General features: G+C 61.6%; 16 protein-coding genes. 6 read left to right on the forward strand and 10 right to left on the reverse strand.

All coding sequences use genetic code 11. The annotated features are described in order from the left end of the window. Nucleotides 1-109: 109 nt before the first annotated feature. The 5 genes from AADW18_RS11180 to rnk form a co-directional block, all read right to left on the reverse strand. Entirely contained in the window at nt 110-4,408 is a 4,299-nt protein-coding gene (locus AADW18_RS11180) for a TonB-dependent receptor (protein WP_337343465.1), read from the reverse strand. Between the two features lie 293 nt (nt 4,409-4,701). Beyond that, nucleotides 4,702-6,915: an aldehyde oxidoreductase molybdenum-binding subunit PaoC gene (paoC, locus tag AADW18_RS11185; RefSeq protein WP_337343466.1), complete on the reverse strand. Its 2,214-nt coding sequence runs from the start codon at nt 6,913-6,915 to the stop codon at nt 4,702-4,704. Nucleotides 6,916-6,919: 4 nt separating this feature from the next. Further along, nucleotides 6,920-7,870 (reverse strand): xanthine dehydrogenase family protein subunit M, encoded by a 951-nt coding sequence (locus tag AADW18_RS11190; protein ID WP_337343467.1) that lies wholly within the window; start codon nt 7,868-7,870, stop codon nt 6,920-6,922. Then, entirely contained in the window at nt 7,867-8,511 is a 645-nt protein-coding gene (gene paoA, locus AADW18_RS11195) for an aldehyde dehydrogenase iron-sulfur subunit PaoA (RefSeq protein WP_337343468.1), read from the reverse strand. Before paoA ends, AADW18_RS11190 begins: the two co-directional genes overlap by 4 nt. Before the next feature lie 618 nt (nt 8,512-9,129). Then, a complete protein-coding gene (gene rnk / locus AADW18_RS11200) occupies nt 9,130-9,561 on the reverse strand; it encodes a nucleoside diphosphate kinase regulator (RefSeq protein WP_337343469.1) in 432 nt (143 codons plus the stop codon). A gap of 295 nt (nt 9,562-9,856) precedes the next feature. Here rnk and AADW18_RS11205 point away from each other — a divergent pair, with 295 nt between their 5' ends. Beyond that, nucleotides 9,857-10,183 carry an F-BAR domain-containing protein gene (locus AADW18_RS11205; protein ID WP_337343470.1) on the forward strand — a complete coding sequence of 109 codons (327 nt, stop codon included), beginning with the start codon at nt 9,857-9,859 and terminating at the stop codon, nt 10,181-10,183. 126 nt (nt 10,184-10,309) lie between these two features. Here AADW18_RS11205 and AADW18_RS11210 read toward each other — a convergent pair whose 3' ends face one another. The 5 genes from AADW18_RS11210 to AADW18_RS11230 all read right to left on the reverse strand — a co-directional run bounded on the left by AADW18_RS11210 (nt 10,310) and on the right by AADW18_RS11230 (nt 16,007). Next, complete coding sequence (locus tag AADW18_RS11210) at nt 10,310-11,620, reverse strand: APC family permease (RefSeq protein WP_337343471.1); 1,311 nt, start codon at nt 11,618-11,620, stop codon at nt 10,310-10,312. After that, the gene (locus AADW18_RS11215) at nt 11,617-12,342 is read right to left on the reverse strand and encodes a hypothetical protein (RefSeq protein WP_337343472.1); all 726 of its coding nucleotides are present in this window, start codon (nt 12,340-12,342) and stop codon (nt 11,617-11,619) included. Before AADW18_RS11215 ends, AADW18_RS11210 begins: the two co-directional genes overlap by 4 nt. A gap of 135 nt (nt 12,343-12,477) precedes the next feature. Beyond that, nucleotides 12,478-13,326 (reverse strand): MurR/RpiR family transcriptional regulator, encoded by an 849-nt coding sequence (locus tag AADW18_RS11220; protein WP_337343473.1) that lies wholly within the window; start codon nt 13,324-13,326, stop codon nt 12,478-12,480. 55 nt (nt 13,327-13,381) lie between these two features. Continuing rightward, nucleotides 13,382-14,479 carry a dipeptide epimerase gene (locus AADW18_RS11225; RefSeq protein WP_337343474.1) on the reverse strand — a complete coding sequence of 366 codons (1,098 nt, stop codon included), beginning with the start codon at nt 14,477-14,479 and terminating at the stop codon, nt 13,382-13,384. A 7-nt stretch (nt 14,480-14,486) separates the two neighbouring features. Beyond that, nucleotides 14,487-16,007 carry an SH3 domain-containing protein gene (locus AADW18_RS11230; RefSeq protein WP_337343475.1) on the reverse strand — a complete coding sequence of 507 codons (1,521 nt, stop codon included), beginning with the start codon at nt 16,005-16,007 and terminating at the stop codon, nt 14,487-14,489. 351 nt (nt 16,008-16,358) lie between these two features. Between AADW18_RS11230 and AADW18_RS11235 the strand changes: the two genes are divergently transcribed. The 5 genes from AADW18_RS11235 (at nt 16,359) to AADW18_RS11255 (ending at nt 24,373) form a co-directional block, all read left to right on the forward strand. After that, a complete protein-coding gene (locus AADW18_RS11235) occupies nt 16,359-17,726 on the forward strand; it encodes a transglutaminase domain-containing protein (RefSeq protein ID WP_337343663.1) in 1,368 nt (455 codons plus the stop codon). 42 nt (nt 17,727-17,768) lie between these two features. Next, nucleotides 17,769-20,747, forward strand: coding sequence for a TonB-dependent receptor (locus tag AADW18_RS11240; RefSeq protein ID WP_337343476.1), 2,979 nt, complete (start codon nt 17,769-17,771; stop codon nt 20,745-20,747). An 80-nt stretch (nt 20,748-20,827) separates the two neighbouring features. Continuing rightward, nucleotides 20,828-22,375, forward strand: coding sequence for a serine hydrolase (locus AADW18_RS11245; RefSeq protein WP_337343477.1), 1,548 nt, complete (start codon nt 20,828-20,830; stop codon nt 22,373-22,375). 1 nt (nt 22,376) lies between these two features. After that, nucleotides 22,377-23,093 (forward strand): M15 family metallopeptidase, encoded by a 717-nt coding sequence (locus AADW18_RS11250; protein ID WP_337343478.1) that lies wholly within the window; start codon nt 22,377-22,379, stop codon nt 23,091-23,093. Further along, complete coding sequence (locus tag AADW18_RS11255) at nt 23,090-24,373, forward strand: FAD-binding oxidoreductase (protein ID WP_337343479.1); 1,284 nt, start codon at nt 23,090-23,092, stop codon at nt 24,371-24,373. The genes AADW18_RS11250 and AADW18_RS11255 overlap by 4 nt, the downstream gene beginning before the upstream one ends. Nucleotides 24,374-24,425 lie beyond the last annotated feature (52 nt).

The raw sequence follows: 24,425 nt of genomic DNA on the forward strand, positions 1-24,425 counted from the left end.
CTACGAGGAACGCTTCCAAACGGCTATTCCTTATCGTCTGCCGTTGCGACGGCGTCGTTGCTACTGCTTCGGGGCCGTAGCGGAGCGCAGCTCCGCTCTACGAGACACATCACGCTCGCTGCAATCCGGGCCGCCCGCGCTCGACGACGAAACTGGCGTGCGTCTTGATCTTCTCGTCCGGCACCATCACTCGGTCGAGGATCTTCAGGTCGGCTTGCCACTGGTCGCGGGTGACATCGCATAGAATGTAGCCGCGTTTGTCGGTCATCGCCTTCAGGTGCGGATTGAGGCTGCGGGTCGTGCGGGTGAAGTCATCGTCTTCACCCACGCCGTCCGACCCCGAGGTAATGGAAGCGGCGAGGAACTCGCTGGAGACAACGCCGGAGTCTTCGTTGTCCTGCAGCAGATCGCTGGTGTAGTGGCGGTGCGCATCGCCGCAGACGCTGATCACGTTCTTCATCCCGGCCTGTTGGATGTGGCCGAGCAGACGACGGCGACTGGCCAGATACCCGGACCATTGATCCATCGAATAGTTGAGGTCGCTGCCACCTTCGCGCGGCTTCATCGCCAGGTTGGCCAGGCCGACCTGATGGGCAAGGACGTGCCAGCGATGATGATCTGGCTGCAAACCGCCATATAGCCAAGTTTCCTGTTGCGTACCGAGCATGCTGCGCTTGGGGTCGGTTGCGAGTGCGTTCTGCGGGCCATCGCGATCACCGTTGACCTGGTCGCTGCGGTATTGGCGCGAATCGAGGAAATGCGCTTGCAGCAGATCACCCCACCTGGCACGGCGGTACATCTGCATGTGGCCGTTGTGAGGCATCGAACGCAGGCGCAGCGGCATGTGCTCGTAGTAGGCCTGCATGCCGACCGCGCGGCGCAGCATGAACAACTCGGGCGACGTGCCGTCCTGGTCGATCTCCGACGCCCAGTTGTTGTCGATTTCATGGTCGTCGAAGCTGACGAACCACGGTGCCGAGGCGTGCGCGGCTTGCAGATCGCGATCGCTGCGGTACTGGGCGTGGCGGCGGCGATAGTCGTCCAAGGAATAGATTTCGCCGCCGATGTGGCGACGCAGATTGGTGAACGGACGGCCACTCATCTTGCGTTCGCCCGGTCCGGTGTCAGCGCCTTCGTAAATGTAGTCGCCGTAGTGGAAGACGAAGTCCAGCGGCTCCTCGGCGATCCGGCGCCAAGCGGTGAAATGGCCTTCCTCGTAGTGCTGGCAGCCGGCCACGGCAAAGCGCACGCGATCCACGCGCGCAGTAGCCACCGGCAGGGTCGCGCCGCGGCCGACGGGGCTGATCGCATCGCCAACGATAAAGCGATACCAATACGGACGCGCGGGTGGCAGGCCTTCGATCTCGACATGCACCGAATGCGCCAATTCCGGGTGTGCCAGCGTGCTACCCCGCTTGACGACCTTGCGGAACCCGTCGTCTTCCGCCAGCTCCCAGGTGACCGGCATCGGGCGCATGACCATGCCGCCGCCTTGCTCGAGCGGCTTCGGCGCCAAGCGCGTCCAGATCACAAAGCCGTCGGCTTCGGGTTCGCCCGACGCCACGCCCAGCTGAAAAGGATCGGTGTCGAAAACCGGGTTGGCGAGCAGGTTGCGTGGCGTGGTTTGCGCAAATGCGGACGGTCCGATAAGTGCGTTGCCGAACATGGCACCGGCAGTACCAAGGCCCAGCGCTTGTAGCAGGCGGCGACGTTGTGAATCGATTATGTGGTTATCCGTATGGTGCGCCGCCGTCGGACGGCATCGCCGGGGCCAGTCGAGCGCGTAGATGACATGCACGTAGAAGCTTTGGCCGTACTCATCTTCCTGCGAGATAGTTCCATCCACGTCGCGGCCGTAGAACCATTGCGGCTTGGAATCGAGGACGTTGTCGAACTCGTACTTCAGCGTCCAGCGATCACCGACCTGATGCCAGAACGACAGGTCCACCGTGGTCTTGTGGCGGAAGAACTTGTCGTTCCATTGGTTGGAACCGATAGAGGCGAGATAGTCGTCCTGATAGTTGGCCGACAACCGCGCCGTTCCGCGGATCTGCGGGATGCTATAGGTCAGCGTCAGGTTCGCCATCCAACCAGGCTGGTACTGCATCTGCTCGATGGTGCGGCGCTCGGTGTCGGTAACGTAGCTCATCTCACCGTCCAACCGGCTGACGTTGAGCGACGCGCCCAGGTTCGGGTGAAAAGCGAAGGAACGATTGACCAGCGACAGTTCCAACCCTTGCACCGTCGACTCATCGGCATTCATCGGCTGCCGGATGCGGTTCACCACGCCGTCTTCTTCCTGCTCGACGGTCAGAGTGAAGATGTCGTCTGCGATTTCCTTGCGGAACGCTGTCAGTGCGATCAGCGCGTTGCTGCCATCGAAGTACCGCTCCAGCGCAACGTCGTAGTTCTTCGCGCGGCGTGGCTTCAGGTCCGGGTTGCCGCGGGTGATGGTGCAGCCGGTGCCTTCTTCGCCGCAGGTCTCGCTCTCGGCCTGCGCGATGTGACCCGGCGTCGGCCTACCGATCGTGCGGCTGAAGCCGGCACGCGCCTTCCAGTAATCGTTGAAGTCGTGGACCACGTTGAACGAAGGCAGCCAGCTCTTGTACTCGCCGCTGGGGCGCGCGTACTGCTCGCTGAGCACGCCATTGACGGTCAGTGGCGTGCGGCCGTCGAAGGAAGTGTCGTCGTAGCGCAAGCCCACGATGTAGTGGGTGGCGTCGGTCGCGTAATGCAGCGACAGATAGGCGTTGGCGACGTCTTCCTGATAGTAGTAGTCGCCGATCCTGCTGTTCAGGCGCGTGGCGGCCTGGTCGACCGCCAGGCCAGACACGCCGTTGCTCCAGAAGCGGTCGTAGTTGAGCCATGGCACGCGCAGGCCATTGCTGCCGTAGTGCGAGTAGTCCGGGTCGTACATGTAGCCGGTGACATCGCCGCCGATGGCGTAGCGCAGACTTTCTATGTCCTTGCCCAGCCGCAGACGGCGCCATTCCAGCCCGGTTTTCAGACCGAATCCCAGCGCACCCGGTGCGACGTTGTAGGCGTAGTCCACGCGCGCGTCCAGCACGTTCTCTTGCGCGTGGTTGTCGGTGATGCGGGCCGCGCGTAACGAGTACCGGTTGGCGAAAGCGTTGCCCAGGTACGACGTCATCTGCGGCAGCTGGTCCATCCGGTAGGTGTAGTACTGGTCGTCCGGTGTCGTGCGCACCTGCGCGTAGGGCTCCAGGTCGCTATAGGTTTCCTTGGTGTATCCGGCGCGGAAGGAGAGTTCCGACAGGTCCGACAGACGCCAGTCCAGGCCCGAGATCGCGCCGCTGGCGGTGCGGTCCCACTGGTTGTAACGCAGCGTCGACTGGATGTAGTCCACCTCGACCCTGCCGGTATTCTGGGTGCGCTCGGTTACGCCGCGCGGGTTGCCGATCAGGTCGGTGGAGTTCATCGTCGAAGACTCGCGCCGGTTGTACGCGTAACCCATCAGGAACGAAGACACATCCTCGCGTGGCCGCCATTCGAACTTTAGCGATGCCCCTTTGTTGGTGATCACGTTGCTGTAGTCGCCGTAGGCGAACTTGGTGAGCGAGTTCTTGCCGTCCCAGCCCAGTGCAGGATCGGGATTGGCGATCGGCGCTCCAGCGGCGTTGAAGTAGGTGCGGGTGTCCGGCCAGTTCTTGTTGGAGTTGCGCACGCGGTCCTGGTAGCGCCCGGTGAACACCACGCCGAATTGATCGTCAGCCCCGAAGCGCTGGGCGAAGGCGGTCTTCAGGCCTTTTCCCCAATGCGACTTTGTCGTACCGCCGGCGTTCTCGCCTTCCGGCCCGGCGAAGTCGGAATAGATGCCATAGCCATCCACCATGAAGTACGGACTTGACGTGGTGAACGCCGAGCGCGTGACGATGTCGATGGCACCGCCAATGGCGGCCGCGTCCTGCTCGGCGGTGAAGGTCTTGAACACATCCACACGCTCGGAAATGTCGCTGGGTACCAGCTGCAGGTTCACCCGGCGCGTGCCGCTGCCGTTCTCGCCGGTAGTGGCCAAGGTCAGGCCGTCCAACGTGGTGACGTTCAAGTCCGAGGAAATGCCGCGGATAGTGATGTAGCGCGGCTCGTCGCCGTCGCCTTCATAGCTGACGCCAGGGACCTGGATGAGCATGGAAGCGATGGAGTTGTCGCCGGTCGGCGCTTCGATATCGCTGTAGGTGACCGAATCGACGATTGTTGCCGCGTCTTTCTTTACGTCGACCGGCTGGTAGCCGTAGTCCGCCACTGCCCGAACCGCGTCGAGTGTACTGACCGAAGCGTCCGCACTGGAGGCAGCTTCGTTTGCGATGGCTTGGCTCGCTGCAGCGAGCGCTAAGATTCCCGGGATGCAGGCAGATAGCCGGTTCTTGTTGCACGTAATGCGATTCATCAAAATCCCGTCAGCAGATAAAGAAACGCCACCCAACGGTGGCGAACAAACATGCTAGCGGGCGATGTGTTTCATCCTCTTTTCAAAATTACGACGTTTTGTATTTGAAAGAAGATGCGAACGGCGTGCATACGTAGCGTGCGCTGTGCGCACGAATCGCAAGACGGAGAGCGGGTCGGCATCATTGTAGGAGCGGCGTCCCGCCGCGAGCTCTTCTTTCGGGTCGCGATAGAGCTCGGCTGTTCGCCATCTGGGCGCGGAGCGCCGTCCCGGCGCGAGCTCTTGCATGAATATCAAGCCATAACGGGCAATTTCGCTAACAACTTGTCCAATGTGATCGGATACTCGCGAACGCGCACACCCGTGGCGTTGTAGATCGCATTGGCAATCGCCGCGCTGACGCCGCAGAGACCCAGCTCACCCACGCCCTTGGCTTTCATTGGCGAAGAAACGGCATCCGCCTCGTCCAGGAAGATCACTTCCTGATGCGGGACATCCGCGTGCACGGGCACCTCGTAGCCCGCCAGATCGTGATTGACGAAGAAGCCCAGGCGCTTGTCGACGGCGAGTTCTTCCGACAAGGCCGCACCTATACCCATGGTCATCGCACCGATCACCTGGCTGCGCGCCGCTTTTGGATTGAGGATTCGCCCCGCTGCACAGACGGCCAGCATGCGGCGAACTCGCGATTCGCCGGTGGCCATATCGACACCAACTTCAGCGAAATGCGCGGCGAACGTGGATTGCTGGAATTTCTTGGTCAAATCACCGTATTCCATGACGTCTTCCGCCACGATCTCACCTGCCGCCGCCGCTTCGCCAAGCGGCATGCTGCGGCTGCCGGCCGATATCCGGCCATCGGCGAATGTGGCGTCTTCCGCGCTAATGCCTACCTTCTGCGCGATTGCCTGTCGCAGTTTCATGCACGCCGCGTAGACACCCGCAGTCGAACTGTTGGCGCCCCACTGGCCGCCCGATCCGGCGGAGACGGGAAAATCCGAGTCGCCCAGGCGCACGACCACGCGGTCCAAAGGCACACCCATCATCTCGGCCGCGGTCTGCCCGATGATGGTGTAGCTACCCGTGCCGATATCCGTCATATCGGTTTCCACGATGATGATCCCGCGTGGATCCAGCCGCACGCGCGCCGCGGACTTCATCACCAGGTTGTTGCGGAATCCCGCCGCCACGCCCATGCCGATCAGCCAGCGCCCGTCACGAACTTTCCCGGGCTCGCGGTTGCGCTTGCTCCAGCCGAAACGCTTGGCACCGGTACGCAGGCATTCGTTGAGTTGACGCTGCGAGAACGGACGCTCGGGATGTTCGGGATCCACCTGGGTATCGTTGAGGATGCGGAACTCGATAGGGTCGAGATCCAACTTCTCGGCCATTTCGTCGATCGCGATTTCCAGCGCCATCAAGCCAGGCGCCTCGCCCGGTGCGCGCATGGCGTTGCCTTCGGGCAGGTCGAGCACCGCCAGCCGCGTAGCCGTCATGCGGTTTGCGCCGGCATAGAGCAGCCGCGTTTGTTGAATCGCATTCTCCGGTCCGCCGCCGGGCAGGTCTCCGGACCAGCTCTCATGACCGATGGCGGTGATCTTGCCGTCGCGATTCGCACCAATGCGGATGCGTTGGATCGTGGCGGGACGGTGCGTGGTGTTGTTGGCCATCAGCGGCCGAGGCAACGCGACCTTGACTGGCCGCTTGGCAGCGCGTGCGCCCAGCGCCGCCAGCAATGCGTCGCAGCGTACGAACAGCTTGCCGCCGAAACCGCCGCCGATATAGGGCGAAATCAAGCGAACGTTCTCCGTAGGGATGCCGAGCGTCTTCGCCACATCGCCGCGGCCCCAGTTGATCATCTGGTTGGACGTCCACAACGTCAGTTTTTCGCCTTCCCAGGCTGCGATGGAGGCATGCGGCTCCATCATGGCGTGCGACTGGTCTGGCGTGTGATAGGTAGCATCCAGCTGGACCGGTGCGGCAGCGAACGCGCCGGAAAAATCGCCGACGGTGGTGTCCGCGCGATAGTCCTTTGAATTGGGGTCGGTAGCCACTGCGGCAGAATCCTTCGCCTTGGCCAGGTCGAAAGCGCCACGGCCCCGCTCGTACTTCACCCGGATCAACGACGCGGCGGCACGGGCCTGCTCGAAGCTCTCCGCAACGACCAACGCGATGGCCTGGTGATAGTGCTCGATATCCGGACCACCCAGGAGCGTCGCGACATTGAAGTTGCCTTTGCCCAGCGGACCGGCATTCGCCGCGGTGACAATGGCCAGGACACCGGACGCACGCTTGGCAATGTCCGTATCCATCGAAGCGATACGGCCTTTTCCGATGCCCGCACCCAGTACATAGCCATACGCGGGATTAGCGATGGCCTCGCGTTGCTCATAGGCATAAGCCGCGGTGCCCGTGGTCTTGAAAGGTCCGTCGATGCGGTCGGTCGGCTTGCCGATGATCTTCAGCTGGTCGATCGGATTGTTGGTGGCAGGCGTATCGAACTTCATGGCATCACCCCTTGGCCTCAAGCAACACCGCGCTAAGCGTGCGCTGCGCCAGCAGCAGCTTGAACTCGTTCTGTGGCGACGGCTTGGCTTCCGCGAACAAACGATCCGTTACCGCTTTCGCGCCACGCGGCAGCTCCGCTTCCGCTTCCTCCACTCGCCAGGGCTTGTGCGCCACGCCACCCACGGCGACTTGTCCGGTTCCGTCGCGTTGGATCACCGCGCCTATCGACACCAACGCAAAGGCATAAGAGGCACGATCGCGAACCTTGCGATATATCTGCGTACCGCCCAACGGCTTGGGTAGCGTGACCGAGGTAATCAGCTCGCCCTTGTCGAGCACGTTCTCCAGGTGTGGTGTGGTGCCTGGCAGCCGGTAGAAATCGGCGATGGGAATGTTCCGCGTAGAGCCGTCCGGCCGCACGGTGTCAACGACGGCATCCAGGGCGCGCATGGCGACGGCCATGTCGCTGGGGTGAGTGGCGATGCAAGCATCGCTCGTGCCCACCACCGCGTGCTGCCGGCTGAAACCGCCGATCGCGCCGCACCCGCTGCCAGGCAGGCGCTTGTTGCACGGTTGATGGGTGTCGTAGAAGTAGGGGCAGCGGGTGCGTTGAAGCAGGTTGCCGGCGGTGGTCGCCTTGTTGCGCAACTGTCCAGAGGCGCCGGCCACCAACGCTCGCGACACGAGTCCGTAGTCACGGCGCACGCGCTCATCGGCGGCCAGATCGGTGTTGCGCACCAGTGCTCCGATTCGCAGTCCTCCTTCAGGCGTAGGCTCGATCTTTTCGAGCTTCAGGCCATTGACGTCGATAAGGTGACGGGGCGTCTCAACTTCAAGCTTCATCAGGTCCAGCAGATTGGTGCCGCCGGCAATGAACTTGGCGCCAGGCGTGCGCGCGGCCGCGGCCGCGGCTTCGGCCGGCGAACTCGCCCGCTCGTAGGTAAAGGCCTTCATGCGGTCCTCCCGGCTACTTCGGTGATCGCCTCGATGATGTTGGAGTAAGCGCCACAGCGGCAGATATTGCCGCTCATGCGTTCCCGGATTTCGTCCTCGGTGATCCTTGGCTTCGCGGTGATTTCAGTGCTGGCCAGGCTGGGGATGCCGGCTTTTATTTCGTCCAGCACCGCCACCGCCGAACAGATCTGCCCTGGTGTGCAATAGCCGCATTGATAGCCGTCGTGCTTGATGAAGGCGGCCTGCATCGGGTGCAGCTTGTCGGGAGTACCCAAGCCTTCGATGGTGGTGACGCGTGCGCCTTCATGCATGACCGCCAAGGTGAGGCACGCGTTGATCCTTCGCCCATCGACCATCACCGTGCAGGCGCCGCACTGGCCGTGGTCGCAGCCTTTCTTGGTGCCGGTGAGATGCAGATGTTCCCGCAGTGCGTCGAGCAGTGAGGTGCGGGTATCCAGTTCCAGGGTTTCAGCTTTTCCGTTCACCTCGAAAGACACTTTCGAGATGACCGGCGCTTGCGGGGTGCTGTCCGTCCCTTGTGCTAGCGTGGCCGAAGGTGCCGCCAAGGCCGCCGCCGAGGTGGCGCCCGCCTTGAGTAATTCACGCCGGGTGATGGTGAAGGAGTTTTTGTTGCTGTCCACGTCTATGACTCTCCTCGGCTGGTGGGCACAGGCACCCGGCTGGCTGGATCGGCATCGCGGTCGAGAACCGCAAGTGCGGTCGGTACTACTACTTCGTTGTCGGTGCTAAAGATTAGTCGGTAGATCGCAAGAGGTTATGTATGCAATTCACGAATCGTGGAGCGAGGAAAGCCCTAAGTCGCTTCTGATCGCGTCCGAGCCACCCTACATGGCTTGGCGTAGGGTGACGTCGACGCAAGGCATCTTCGGCCGTGGCGCGTGTTGCCGGGCTGAATCGTAAAGATGGCGTCAAATTCGCAGCGAATCCGGGGTGCCGGGGCCAGCGAACTGGCGCCTAATCTTGCTCCTCAAGCATGACATCGTGTTTGCAGGGCAACAAGGCGTGACCTATACCGCGGCAGGTCCGAGGAAGAGCTCGCGGCGGGACGCCGCTCCTACAAGGGCGGAAGAAGGACGTGACCCTGCAGAAGGTGCTGCGGCTGCCTTGGCTCTTGTAGGAGCGCCGTCCCCGGCGCGAGCTCTTCGCTTCTGTCGCGAAGCTGTCAGACGGCGCTTGGCGATGTACGCGAAAGACGTGCATCGCAACGCAGGACTCCTGCGTCCCCATAATCAGCGCGGTCAGCGCGCGAGCTCTCCACTCGCTTCCGGCTGATAGCGAATCCCGGTGACGCGAAGTTGCAAATGGCGGCCACCGGGCGCTTCCCAATGAATGGTTTGGCCAAGCGACAAACCAAGCAAGGCGCTGCCGACAGGAGCAAGCACCGAGACATGGCCTTTTTCCACATCCGCTTCGTTGGGGTAGACCAACGTAAGGTGATGATGCTCGCCGGTCATCTCATCGATGAAATCGACGGTGGAGTGCATGGTGATGACGGTGTCCGGAATCTGTTCCGGCGGCCGAACCTCGGCGCGGCTGAGTTCGTCCATCAACGCGATGGCGGCGGGTTGCTGGCGCAGCGCGGGCGATTCCAACAAAGCCTCCAGGCGATCGAAGTCGCGGCTGGACACGATCAGTGAAGGAGGTAGGCCGCTGGCGTGTTGAGTGTTCATAAGATCTCTTGTTTTAGGGTGGAAACATGGAAAAGGGCGACGCGTTGCCACGTCGCCCGTCAGGTTGGTATGCATACCGTAGCCCGTGTGCGCAGCCGGTTCAAGCGAGCCGGTTAGCTGTCGTTCTCGCAAGCCGAGTAACCGGCAAGATTGATTTGCTCACACGAAATTCACACCGCGTAGAAACTCGGCTCAGGTAAAGGCAGGAGGGTGATGATTACCGCGGAGTTCACGCCAAGGTTTCATTCAGCCGAACAGACGGATTATCCGCTCACAGTCCGGCCGGATTATCGCCATGAAGCTAATTCCCTTAGTCGCCATAACCCTGCTCACGTCGTTGTCGTGGGTTCCTCCCGCGTTCGCGGACGATCCCTACGAGCGCGAAAAGAAGTTCGCCGAATGGGCGCGAGAGGACGTCAAGCGCCAGGACGAATGGGAGCGCGAGGCCAGGAAGCGCGATGCCGAATACGCGCGCGAAAGCACGAAGGCCGAGGAAGAATATTGGCGGGAACGCGACAAGGCCGAAGCCGAGGATTATCGCGAATGGTTGAAAGACCGCGCCGAGCATGATCGCGAGTATGCGAAGGCTTTGCGGGAGATGGAGCGGGAGTGGGACGATTAGGGCGTTGGGGCGATCATGTTTGTCTTGAGTATTTGTGCTCGTTCGGCACCGCTGCAAGCGCGTAGATCATCAACTCCGATGAACCGTCCGCGCCAGCGCCAACGAGCTAGAAAATCTGCAGAAACCTCAAACAGTCTTGCGCTGAAAGAGATAAATAACTGCCCCTAACACCAACGCCGCCGCACCAGCAATCAAGTTATTGATCGTAGCGCTAGCCAGCAAACCCAGCGACAGCAACAACGCGCATATCGGAATCAATGGTCCGCCCGGAAGCTGTAGTGCGCCGTCGCGGCGGCCATGCCGCTTTTGCAGCACCAGCACCGATAGCGTCGTGCCGATATAGGCGCACAGACGCGCCACCACCGACAACATCGCCAACTGCACGAACGAACCCGACAGCGCCAGGAGCAGTGCCAACGTACCCTGGGTGATGATGGCGGCCGCCGGCGTGCGGAAGCGCGGATGGATGCTTGCCAGCAGCCGCGGTCCGAAACCATCCTGGGCCAGCGCGTACAGCACGCGTGGTCCGAACAGCATGGTGTTGCTGTTGGTGCCCAGGATCGAAATGGTCGCGCCAACCGTCAGGATCAGCGCCAGGGTTTCGCCACTGAAGCGCGAAGCCGCGTCGGCCAATGGCGTCGCCGACTGCGCCAGTCCCGGCAATGTACCTTGCGCCACCAGTTGCACGGCGGCATAGATCAGCGTGACGGTCGCGATCATGGTCAGCAGTGCGAACGGCACATCGCGGCGCGGATTCTTGAACTCGCCCGCCGCGGCCGGGATGTTCTCGAAACCCGCGTAGGCGAACATCAACAGCAAGGCGGCCTCACCCAGGTTGCGCAGCGGTGGCGGTTCCCCGGAAAGCGCGAACGACCAGTCGACATAGAACACGCCGATGCCGATGAACAACAGCAACGGCAGCAGCTTGCCGATGACCAGCGCCACGCCAGTGCGCGCAGCGGATTTGACACCGATGACGTTGATCAACGTCAACACGCCCAGCGAACCGACGATCACGACATTGCGCGCGACGCCGTCGGCAGCCGCGGGCCAGAAGCGCGCCACCGCATCTGCCAGGCCATTACTCAACGCCGCCGCCGAGGCAATGCGGGTCAACCAGACCATCCAGCCGATCTCAAAACCCACGAACGGCCCGAAAGCTTCGCGTGCGTACAGATAGCTGCCGCCCGGTTCGTCGAAGTAGCTCGCCGCCTGCGCATAGCACAGCACCAGCAACGCCACCGCCAATCCCGCCAGCAGCACGGCCCATAAGCTCGCCGGCCCCAGCAGCACGGCGGTGGCTGCGGGCAGCAGGTAGATACCGCTGCCGATCACATCGTTAATGGCCAGGCCGACGATCTGCCAGCGGCTGACGACGCGGACCAGCTCGGGTTGTGCGGATGAAGCTGCGACAGTGGAAGTCATGGGGTCGCTCATGGCTGCGCTCCTTCAAGCGCCGGTAGCCGCCAAGCCACCTGCCAACGTGCGTACTCCGCCTCCGGCAGCAGCACGAATACCGGCCGCTTGTCTTCCTGCAACCAGGACAACAGTCCACGCATGGCCGGCTCCGCCATGGCGGTGCAACCGGCGGTGGCTTCTCCCTCGGCTTTCCACAGATGCGCAAAGATGCAGCTACCGCCACCGGCTACATGGTCCGGGTTGTGCTGGATGATGAAACCGAGTTTGTAACGTGCATCGCCATTCACATGCACGTCGCGCCGCATTGGTTCGGTGGAACCTGCAATTGCGGCTTCGCCGACGGCACGCGTGTCGACGATCCGGTTGTACAGCGGAGAATCCGCCACGTCGATGCAGTACTGCGTCGGCTGCATCGGCGCGTAGGTCAAGCCGGTCGCGACGCGCTCGCCATAACCAAATGCTTCGCCAATCGCGAACACGCCGGCGGGGGCCCGTCCGTCGCCTTCCTTCTTTTGAGGTCCGGACGGCTGTGCCGGATGCATGCCACGGCCCCAGGCCGCGCCTGCGCGTCCGATGGTGACTGCGGTCGGCCCGTCCACTTCCGTCCAACGTCCATCCATGCCGTCGCGCTGAAACTTCCGCAGCACGCCGTTGTCGCTGTCCCAGGCGGGTACGGTGACGACCACCAACTGCCGAGATGTGGACGGCACCACATCGGCGGCGAAAGTGGCGCCGGTCATGGTGCTCAATGAAGCGGCAAGAAAGAGGAGATGGAAGTGCCTGCGCAGAAAAGCCGCGCTGCGGAGGAAAGCCGGATGGAGCAGGTGATGGCGTGACAAAGCATTCCTCTCTTCGGACAAGGTCCTGCGGATCGATCAGGAGTGAATCATGTGCTGCATGCGTTCCAGGTTGATATCCAGTTGCTCGCGCCTGCCGTGACTGGTTTGGCAGAGCAGCACGTACACCAAGTCCAGCAGATGCTGCAGCGCTGAACGGTAAAGGATCTGTTCGCGATAGGGGACGGGGTCATGCGCCGAGATCACCAACGCCGCATCCGCATGCGCCCGCAGCGGATTGGCGGTGTGGCGGGTGATCGAAATGACCTTGCCCTGGCAGTGCTGGAACTGGCGGCTGATCTGCGACAGCGCCGGCAATGCGCCATGTTCGGAAAACACCAGCAGCGTATCGCTGCCGCCGACGGTCGACAGATTGGCCATCATCAGCACGGGATCGGTATGGTGCACCGTCATCATGCCGAGCAGGGAAAGCCGCAGGGCGAATTCGCGCGCATACAAGCCGTCTTCGCCCAGACCGCAGACGAACACCTTGTCGGCGTTATCCAACAGGCCGACGACCTGTTCCAACGATGCGCGCGAGTTGAGTAGCCGGGTTTCTTCTTCCGCGGCGATCTTGCTCAGTCGCAGGCCTTCGGCCAGATGTTCGAAATCGTCCTTGGCGGCGGCCGGCGTGGGTGCGAATTCTTCCGTCGCGCCATTACGCGCGACCGCTGCGCCGACCGAGTACTTGAGATCGGGGTAGCCCTTGAAACCGATCTTCTGGCTGAATTTGACCACGCTCGATTGGCTGATGCCCAGCGCACTGGCCAGCTGCTGCGACGAGTAGTCGCGCAGCAGGTGCGCGTTTTCCAGGATGAAGTCCGCAATGCGGCGCTCGATGGCCGACATCTGGTCGCGTTCGGATCGGATTTTGACCAAAGGGGGCATGTCGGGACCTTATCTCACAAACCTTGATCTCACCAACGGCATGGCCGGGCCGACCTCAACTGGCGATCGGTTCCAGCCCGCGGATTTCACGGATGCCCAGTCCCGGTGCGTCGGTAATGGAGATCTCCGACTCGTTGAAGATCACTCCGCCTTCGACCGGATTGAAGCGGCACAGCGATGGACCGTCCAGGTCCACCTTGGTGATCACATTGGACTTGGCGACCGCCAGATGCACCGCGGCGGCCACGCTGATGCTGGTCTCGATCATGCAGCCGATCATGCATTCCACGCCGTACAGCGACGCGATATCGGCGATGCGGATGGCGTTGGAAATGCCGCCTGTCTTCATCAGCTTGATGTTGATGATATCGGCCGCGCGCATCTTGATGAGGTCGATGACTTCGGTGGGGCCGAACACGCTTTCGTCGGCCATCACCGGTGTGTGCACGCGGTCGGTGACGTACTTCAGGCCGGCGATATCCTGCGCTTTCACCGGCTGTTCCAGTAGCTCCAGCACCACGCCGGCCTCTTCCAGGCTGTTCATCGCGAACACCGCCTGCTTGGCGGTCCAGCCCTGGTTGGCGTCCAGCCGCAGCAGCGCTCGCCCTTCCACCGCCGAATAGATCGCCTTCACCCGTTCGATGTCCAGGCCGATGTCCTTGCCGACCTTGATCTTCAGCGACTCGAAACCGCGCTCCACCGCGGAAATGGAATCGGCCACCATCTTGTCGATGTAATCCACGCTGATGGTGATGTCGGTGGTGATGACCGGGTCGCCGCCGCCCAGGATCTTGTACAGCGGCGCGCCATAGAGCTGGCCGAAAAGGTCGTATACCGCGATCTCGACCGCTGCCTTGGCGCTGAAGTTGCGCTCCAGCGAGGTCTGGATCAGCTGGGTGATGTGATTGAGATTGGCGATTTCCTGGCCGATCAAGCGCGGGCGGATGACCTTGCTGATCGCCTCGATGATCGAGCCATGCGTATCACCGGTGATCACCGCCGTGGCCGGTGCTTCGCCATAACCGACATGGCCGCTGTCGGTGTGCATGATGACGACGATGTCCTCCACGGTATCGACGGTGCGCAGCGCGGTCTTGAACGGCGTCTTCAGCGGCACGCGCAGCATGCCCAACTGGATATCGGTAATCTTCATGGAAGTCCTAGGGACGAATTCTCTGGATGCTGTAGATGCGGTCGACGAAGGTCTGTTCGCTATTGGCCAGCAAGGGTTGCAACGGCGTTACCGCGACCGAGTTCAGTGGCGCGCGCACCAGCTCGCCGTCGCGACTGCGATAGGTGATGCCGGTGGTGTCGTGGATCAGATAGGTGTCGCCGTTCTCCTGGCCGATCACCATCATCACGTGTCCGGGGATGTAGATCAGGTCGCCAACCTGCAATGTCTTCAGTACGGCCTGGCGCTTCTCGCGGCTGTCGCTTTCGGAGAAGGCAATGCGATTGAGCGCCGGACTGACGCCCTGGTCGCGCGTGTTGCGCGGCAACTGCACGCCAAAACTGCGATAGATCTCGGATACGAAACCACTGCAATCCCGGGTGTTGTACGCATGGCCCCAGCCGTAGCGTTCGCCCAGGAACTTGAAGCTCTGCTTCAACAGGTTGGCCGGTGTCAGCGGCAGGTATTGCGTGGCGACGTCGGCGGTTCTGGGCAGTAGCGCCGGCACCAATGCCAATGAACCATCGTCGCGGCGAATAGGAAGCTCGATGACGTACGAAGTGTACGGATGCTGGCCGTTTACCGCTTCATTCGCCGGCCAATCCGCCAGCAGCGGCACGCGCACGCCCATGTCCAGTTGCAGCTCGGAAACCTCGGGCTGCTCGGGCGTGTAGACCGTACGCACGGTGGCGCCGGTGACGATCAGCGACGGCGATTTGCTGCCATAAGCGAAGACCGTGGCGGGTTCGCTCAAGGCCACGTACTTCTTTTCGATCCAAGCCGCGTACAGCGAACTGATCACGAACAGCCATCCGCCGTCGCGGCTTTCATGGACCACCACTACCGGCGTCCCAGGAAACAGCGCGCTTTCCTGGAAGCGATCGATGTCCGTATCGCCCTGGGTGCTGAAGACGCGCATGCGGGTAGGAAAGGTGCGCAGATCGGCCCGGTGCACGACCAAGCCATGACGCGCCGTCGTCTGTGCAGCGACGGCATCCAACGCAGTGTTGCCGGCGATGGCGGACAGTGCACTTGCGGATACTTCCGCGCCGCGTTCGTCGAACAGTGTTCGGGTCGGTGCCGTGGAGATCTTGCCGACCCATTCGCGTACCTGTGGAGCGGTAAAGACAGCCGGCAGGCCCTCGATATCGTGCACGGAAGGATCGCTGCTTTTCAGGCGAGCGTTTTGCGCCGCGATCGCTTCCTGATCCAGGATGAGGCGGTTCGGTTTGTCCTGGCGCTTGATCCAGTAGTCGGCGCTCAGCTGTGTATCGCGCACACCGATGACGGCGGGCACCTGGTCGGCGGTCGCTGCGGGTGGCTTGGCGAGTACATGCTGGGTTAGAGCGGGAGCGCCAGCCGCCAGCAGGAGCATCAGTGGCAGGAGCCGGCGCAGTCGGCGTGATGCAACGCGCCAACCGCAGGCCTCGGACTGGGTTGCCGACATAGCCGCAGCGGGATTCCCGCCCCAGGATTCCATGGCCCGGTTGGGCCGAATGGTGTCGCTCATGTGTTTTCCCCTCGCGCCCGCCGGCAAAAACCGACCGATCTGGCCACTCTGAAGAGGGCCGCCCGCCGGTTGCCAGGAATATTTACTTCTTAAGCCGAAAAAATCAAGAATAAATTATTGACCACAAGTTCAGGCCGTGTTACACAAACGTGACCAGTCGGCTAGGGGTGTTTCGACGTGGAAGCCAGCAGGGACCTGCCATTCAGACGCTATCGCGGGACCTGCTGGGGAGCAGGGCCGGTGATGTCGCTGTGTGTGCTGCTGACGCCGATGTTACTCCTGGCCGGTCCAGCTTTCGCGGGCAGCGATGCAAATACCGGGCTGCAGCGGGGTGACCTGGAGCAAGTAATCATGCAGGTGGATGGCGGCCGATTCGGCGAGGCGGATCGTCAGATCGGTCTCGCGCTGGACGATCCCAATCTGCCAGCGGATAAGCGCCGTGCACTGGAATTCGAACGCGAACGAATGCGACGCATCCGGCTGGATTTCACTCTCAGTGAAAGCGACGTGCTTCAGCGCTTGCGCGAGCAGATTCCCGATTTGAAAACGGAAGAGTTCCAGGCCTGGGATGCACAAGGGTTGATCGAACGCCTGCAGATCGATGGCGAAAATCGCTACTTCAAACGGTCGGTGTCCAATCTATTTCTGTTGAGCCCCCAAGCCGCCGCGCGCCGCGCACCGCCGGTACGGCCATTCACTACAGGCCCGTTCGAGCAACTCCATCCGCACCATGCCGAAGTGCTGGCTGCTGCACGGGCAAGTGGCGCAACCAGCGTTGCGCCGCGGCGGCTGCAGGTCACTCAATCGCTGACCGTGGATGCCGACGCCGTGCCCGCCGGCGAAACCGTTCGTGCCTGGATTCCTTACCCGCGCGCCATTCCGGGCCAGCAGGAAGATATTCGTTTCATCGGCAGCACACCGGCGCAGCCGCAAATCGCGCCGGAATCCACGCTGCAACGCACCGTTTACTTGGAAACGCCGGCAAAGACCGGCCAGCCCACCGAGTTCTCCATCACCTATGAGCTGACTGTCTACGGCCGCCACTTCGATATCGATCCGGACAAGGTCACCCGCACGGAAATCACTCCCGCGCTGGCCGAGTACGTCGCCGAGCGTCCGCCGCATATCGTCTTCTCCGACGCACTGCGCAAGTTTTCCGCGGACGTCGTGGGCGATGAAACCAATCCTTATCGCATCGCGCAGAAGCTGTTTGCCGCGGTGGACCGCATTCCCTGGGCGGGCGCTCGCGAGTACTCGACGCTTTCCAATATCAGCGACTACGCGTTGCACGCGGGCCACGCCGACTGCGGGCAACAAACCTTGTTGCTGATGGCGCTGCTGCGCCTCAACGGCATTCCCGCGCGCTGGCAGTCCGGTTGGACTTACTCAGATAAAACCGTCGGCTACGACAACATGCACGACTGGGGTTGGCTCTACCTGGCGCCTTACGGCTGGGTGCCGATGGATGTGACCACCGGTCAACTCAAATCCGAAGACCCCGCGCTGCAGTGGTTCTACCTGGGCGGGCTGGACGCATATCGCATCGCATTCAACGACGACTATTCACGCGAACTGGTTCCGGCCAAGCGGCACTTCCGGTCGGAAACCGTGGATTCGCAGCGCGGCGAAGCGGAGTGGAGAGGCGGCAATCTCTACTTCGATCAATGGGACTACAAGTTCGAATGGACGATGCTGCCATCGAAGAGCAGCAACCGGTAGACGGGCGGGACTCAACCAAAACCTTAGCAGGAGAGAGCGGGGATGAAGGGCAAGATTATTCGTAAAGCGGCACTGTGCCTCGCGTTGGGCGCGTGCCTGGGTTCCATGGCGCCGATGACGTTTGCACAGAGCGTGACTGGCGCGGTGGCGGGACGCGCAGAAGTCGGTCAACAGATCACGATAACCAACACCGCTACTGGTTTGAGCCGCACGGTGACCGTCGGCAAAGAAGGCACTTACCGGGTGGCACAGTTGCCGCCGGGCAACTACACCTTGGTCCCCAGCGGCGGTGAGCCGATCTCCATCAGCGTGTCGCTGGGTGGAACCACCACCGTCAACTTGGCCGGTGCGGGCGCGGTAAGCCTGGATACGATCCAAGTAGTCGGTTCGCGCATCGTGAACCGCGTCGATGTGCGCTCCACGGAAACGGCGACCAATATCAGCCGAGAGGACCTAGGCAGATTGCCGGTGGATCAGAATCTGACGTCTGTCGCGCTACTCGCGCCAGGCGTGGTGGATTCCGGTGCCACCTTTGGCGGCCTCACGTTCGGCGGCTCGTCCGTGGCCGAGAACGTCGTTTACATCAACGGATTGAACGTGACGGATCCTTATCGCCGGCAAGGTTTTTCGTCGGTCCCGTTCGCTTTCTACGAGGAGTTTCAGATCAAGACCGGTGGCTACTCGGCGGAGTTCGGTCGCAGTACCGGTGGTGTCATCAACGCCATAACTCGTTCTGGTGGCAACGAATTTCGCGGCGGCATGGAAGTGACGGTGGAACCCTCGGCCTGGGAATCGTCCAAGGAAGATCATTTCCACAGAGACGGAACGCTTGATGAGCGGGATCGCACCAGTCGCGACGAAAATCCGTTATTCAAAACCAACGTATGGGCTTCCGGCCCTATAGTGAAGGACAAGCTGTTCTTCTTCGCCATGTACGAAAACCGCGAAAGCGATTCGAAGGACATCGATACCACCGAGGCGTTCATTACCAATAGCAACAATGACTTCTGGGGTGCCAAGCTCGATTGGCGCATCAACGACGACCATTCGCTGGAACTGCTTGCTTTCTCCGACAAGTCTGATTCGGTCACCAGCACCTACGACTACACCTGGGACACCGGTGAGCGAGGCGATAAAACCGGTGAGAGCACTGCTGGCTCTGGTGGCGACAACTGGTCGGCCACCTATACAGGACATTTCACGGACAATTTTGCCGCCAAGGCGATGTATGGCGTGAATAAGCGCAGCTCCATCGGCGGTAGTCCGTGGGACGCTCACTGCAGCATCGTCACCCGCGCGGGCAACTACACCACCGCGTTTGGCCCGGCCACCACGCAAGAAGGTTGCCACCCGACCAATACCAGTATCAGCAGTCGGTACGACAAGCGCGAAGCCGCACGCCTCGATTTTGAGTGGACGCTTGGCGATCACCTGCTGAGATTTGGTTTCGACCAAGAAGTGATGGATTCCGAAAGCTCGGTGGTGTATCCAGGCGACGGTGTGAGCTATCAAGCGCAAGCGACAACACCTGGCGCCCTGCTCCCCAACGACGCCGTGGTTCCTGCTGGCGTCAACCGTATCATCGACGCGCGCCGCTACATCACAGGTTCGCCGGTCACGACCGAGGCGCAGGCGTTCTATCTTGAAGACAACTGGAGCGTCACTCCCAATTTGCTCCTTAACCTCGGCCTGCGATTCGACAAGTTCCACAATAAGCTCGCGTCGGGCGCGACCTTCGCCAAGGCTGACTTCAGCGACATGGTTTCCCCGCGCCTCGGTTTCAGCTGGGATATGAAGGGCGACGGCACGACGAAGATATTTGGCAACGCAGGCCGCTACTATCTGCCACTGACCAACAAGCTCACTGATTATTTCGGCGGCGGGACTACCGATGAGCACACTTACTATGTGCTCAATGGTTGGGTCGAGAGGGCCGACCCGATTACTGGCGCCACCTATCTTGCCCCGGACCTCGGCGCCCAGATTGGCCCGGTCAATACCGACGGGAACGCCCCGCCGCCCGATGATGTCCGCACCGCAGTCGACCGCGACCTGAAGCAGGTCTTCCAGGATGAGTTCATCCTGGGCTTCCAGCAGGCGATCAATACGGCGTGGTCGTATGGCGTGAATGCCACTTATCGCAAGGTGACGCGCGCAGTGGAAGACGCGCGCATCAATCACGTGGAAGGTTGCCCCTGGTACTCCGGGGACTGGCCGATCATAAATCCCGGAGAAAGCGCGACCTTATGGTGCCCGGATACAAATGATTGGGTGAGCTTCGATTCGTCGAAGGATGGTTACAGGGCGAGCGGCAGCGGCGCGATCATGGGTTACAAGAAGCCGCGGCGCACCTACAAGGCGGTCGAGTTCCAGCTTGATCGCGCATGGGATGATAAATGGGCGTTCAATGCCAGCTATTTGTGGTCCAAGACCGAAGGCAATATAGAAGGCCCGGTGAACTCGGATACTGGATATGCGGACACCAACTTGGTGCAGTACTACGACCATCCGGCGGTCAACGAGCGCTACGGCGTGCTGTTCAACGACTTCCGTCACCAGATCAAGCTGCGGGGCAGCTACAAACTCAATGAAATGTGGAGCTTTGGCACCACGGTTTCTGCGCGGTCCGGTGGACCGATCACCGCCTATGGTGTGGTCTGGCCCAACGACAACCGCAGCGCGGGCGGTCCAGGTGAATTCAGCGGCGGCGGTTCGGGCTGGCTGTGCGTGGCGAACTGCTCGAACTGGGCGACTCGGGAACTGGTCTATACAGAGCGCGGCGCGTTCGGCCGCATGCCTTGGGTCTACAACGTGGGTGTAAACGTGACCTGGACTCTGCCCGTAGAAGGCATCGATTTGAAAGCACGCTTGTCGGTGTACAACTTGCTCAACGATCAGACGGAGATCAACGTGCATTCCCGTTATGAGAGGACGCCCGGCGAACGGCTTCCCTATTTCGGAGAAGGCACAGTTTGGCAATCGCCGCGCTACGCAAGCCTGGTGGTGAGCTGGAACTTCTGATCGGCGCGGGCAATCCGGTATATGCCGGATTGCCCGCGGAAAGGCGCATGGACTCCGGTATGCCTATTACAAGACGTTGCGTGACTTCCCTCCTTCCCTGCCTGCTGCTGGCAGGGATTTCTTTTTCCGCCGCCGCGTTGGATTCGGTTCGAGCCGACGTGGCGTTCGACGATACCTACGCGCGCTATCAACTGCCTGGTCTAGCGGTAGGCATCATCGAAGACGGCAAGATCGCCTACTCGCGTACCGCCGGTGAAACAGTCGCCGGCAGCGGCGAGGCCATCAACGCCGACACTCTTTTCAAGATCGCGTCCAACAGCAAGGCGATGACAGCCGGTGTGCTGGCGAGGCTGGTCGATGCCGGCAAGTTGAAGTGGAATGACCCTGTAACCAAGTACCTGCCGCAGTTCCGCATGCACGACCATTGGGTCACGCAGCAGATGCAGGTGCGAGATCTGCTGATCCACAACAGTGGCTTGGGGTTGGGTGCCGGCGACCTGATGTTGTGGCCGGAGCCGAATCATTTCACTCGGAAAGACATCATTGCCGGGCTGGCGCATCTCAAGCCCACGCACAGCTTCCGCTCGCACTACGCCTACGACAATCTGTTGTATGTGGTGGCGGGTGAAGTGGCCGCGGCGGCAGCGGGCGAGCCGTATGAAATGCTGGTCAGGCGCGAGCTGTTCCAACCTCTTGGAATGAGCCGGTGCCAGGTCGGCGAATGGAATCGCACTGAGGTTGGCAACGTCGCGCAGCCGCACATGCGCACGCCGGCGGGCAACCGCGTCATACGCCAGGACGGCGATGTGGTTCCCAACATCACTTCAATGGCGGCCGGCGGCATCCGCTGCAGCCTCAACGACATGCTGACGTGGGTGGGCATGTGGCTGACGCAGGATCGCCAACCTGCCTGGCTATCGGCGGAACAACGCAAAGCGGTGTGGACACCGCATATGCCGATGCCGGTGACGCAGCGCATGCGTGACTGGGACAACAGCCACTTCTCAGCTTATGGCTATGGCTGGCGGCTTTCCGACGTGGATGGCACATGGAAAGTCGCGCACACCGGTAGCCTGGCTGGCATGTATTCCTCGGTGATCCTGCTGCCGGATCGCAAGGTCGGCATCGTGATACTGACCAATGGCGAAGGTGACGAGGCCCGGGTCGTGTTGGGACAAGTGCTGGCCAAGCACTACACGGCGCCAGGGCAGTCCGTGTCGATAGCGCATTACGCCGAATCAGTCGCTCGCGAAAAGGCGGCCGAAAAGGAAAAGCGATCGGTTGCGGATACTTCAGCGCGCAAGATTGCAAAACTCGACGAATTTCGCCGTTGGCTTGGACGCTACAAGGATCCCTGGTTCGGTGAAGTATCGCTTTGTGCCGAGGATGGGAAGATACGCTTCCATGCTCCCCGGTCACCGATGCTGACGGGTACCGTCATGCGCGTCGGCTCACGCTGGTTGGTGGATTGGGATGAGGTCAGCGTGGACGCGGAACCTTGGCTGGATTTCGCCAGCGCCGAGTCGTCGCAGCCGATCCGGCTTAAGCTGTCGCATGTCGACCCCGATGCGGATTTCAGTTACGACTATGCCGATCTTGACTTCACTCGCGTGGGCGACTGTCGCTGATATGTGCCGTCCTTTGCTTTCCTGTCTGCTGTTGGCAATCGTCTGGATGCCGGTGCGCGCAGTAGCCGCCAAACCGGTGCAGGTGTCCCCGGCGACTACGCTGGAGGAAGCCGGACTGATCGACATCGCGACCCTGGTGCCGGATATCCATCTGGATATCCGCTACGCGGGCAGCGAGAACTTCGTGGGCGAAAAGGTGCGTGGTTATCTGGCGCCGAAGTGCTACTTGTTGCGCCCGGTCGCCGAAGCCCTGCAGAAAGTCGAGCAGGATCTGCGCCGGCAAGGGCTGGCGCTGAAGATCTTCGACTGCTATCGGCCGGTGCGTTCGGTAAAGCATTTCGTGGCCTGGGCGGCGGACCTAGACGATCAGCGCACCAAGCCGACGTACTACCCCAATCTCGACAAGAACACGCTACTGGGTGGTGGCTACATCGCCGAGAGTTCCGGCCATAGCCGCGGCGCTACCGTGGATCTGACGGTTGTGCGCTGCGTGGGCAACGATTGTGCGGAGCTGGATATGGGCACCGCGTTCGATTTCTTCGATGCCCGCGCCAACACGGACCATTCCAACATTACCCAAGCACAACGTGCGAACCGCCACGTGCTGATCGACGCCATGGCGCGCCATGGTTTCCGCAACTATCCGATGGAATGGTGGCATTACACGTTGCAGCCCGAGCCGACGCCCCACACCGCCTACGATATTCCCGTGCAATGAATTCTCCTTCCCAGAACAATCCGCCGCGTGTGGCCGACGTGGCGGTGATCGGCTGCGGCATCGTCGGACTTTCTGCCGCTTACTACCTGCGCAGGCGCGGTCTGTCGTGCGTGCTGATCGACGCCAAGGGGCCGGCGGGGGAAACCTCGTTCGGCAACGCGGGTTCGATATCGGTCGGCAATGTCATGCCGCAATCCACACCAGGCATCGTCTGGAAGGCATTGCGCATGCTGGCCAATCCGTTGGCGCCGCTGAAGCTTGATTGGGGTGTCGCGCCGGCTTACGCACGGTGGCTGCTGGAGTTCCTACAGCAGGGGCGGCGTGGCAAAGTCCTGCCCATCATCGGCGCGCTGCACGCCATCAACACCGCTTCGCGTAGCGCATGGCTGGAGCTCGGCGAAGACATCGGCGCCACTTCGCTGATTGCGCACACAGGTTATCTGCACGTCTACAGCGAAGCGGCGACTTTCGAAAAAGGCGCATGGGAACGCGAACTGATGCGGCAGCATGGCGTGGCGTTCGATGTATTGGATGGCCCGCAGTTGCGCGATCTCGAACCGGGCATTGGCGACCGATTCCAACAAGCGGTGTTCCAGCGCGATTCGCTGGCGATGCGCGATCCGGGCGCATTTTGCCGCCACTTGTTCGATCACCTGGTTTCGCAAGGCGCGGGTGCGTTGATCGCCACCGCTTCGGAGATACGCAATGAAGGCGGTGGCTACGAGGTCATCACTGATCGCGGCAGCGTGCACGCGGGCAAAGTAGTGCTGGCCGCCGGTGCCTGGAGCAATCGCCTGCTCGCGCCGTTTGGAACGAAAGTGCCGGTCATCCCGGCACGTGGCTATCACCTGATGTATCGCCATCAAGGCGACGTCGTGCGGCGTCCGACGCTCTGGGCGGAGCGTTATATGGTGCTGTCGCCGATGCAACAGGGCGTGCGCATGACCAGCATCAAGGAACTGACCGCGCTGGGGCGCGACCCGCATTTCCACCTGATCCGCCGTCTGGATCCGGAAGCCCGGGCACTGTTTCCAGGCCTATCCGGCGAACCGGAAGCGGAGTGGGCGGGCAATCGCCCCTGCACTCCGGATTCGCTGCCGATCATCGACAAGCTGCCCGATGAGGAAATCTACCTGGCAACCGGTCACGGTCACCTCGGCCTGACGCAAGGGCCGGTGACGGGTAGGTTGATTGATCAGATGATGGCGGGTGAAGCCCCGGACATTCCGTTGGCGCCGTATGGATTGGCGCGGTTTGCGGGCCATGCGCATTCACCGTAAGAGCGCCGTCTCGGCACGAGCTTTTCGCTTTTATCGTGATCTGACCAAAGAG

Source organism: Pseudoxanthomonas sp. CCNWLY206-1 (assembly GCF_039710385.1).
Classification (GTDB): domain Bacteria; phylum Pseudomonadota; class Gammaproteobacteria; order Xanthomonadales; family Xanthomonadaceae; genus Pseudoxanthomonas_A.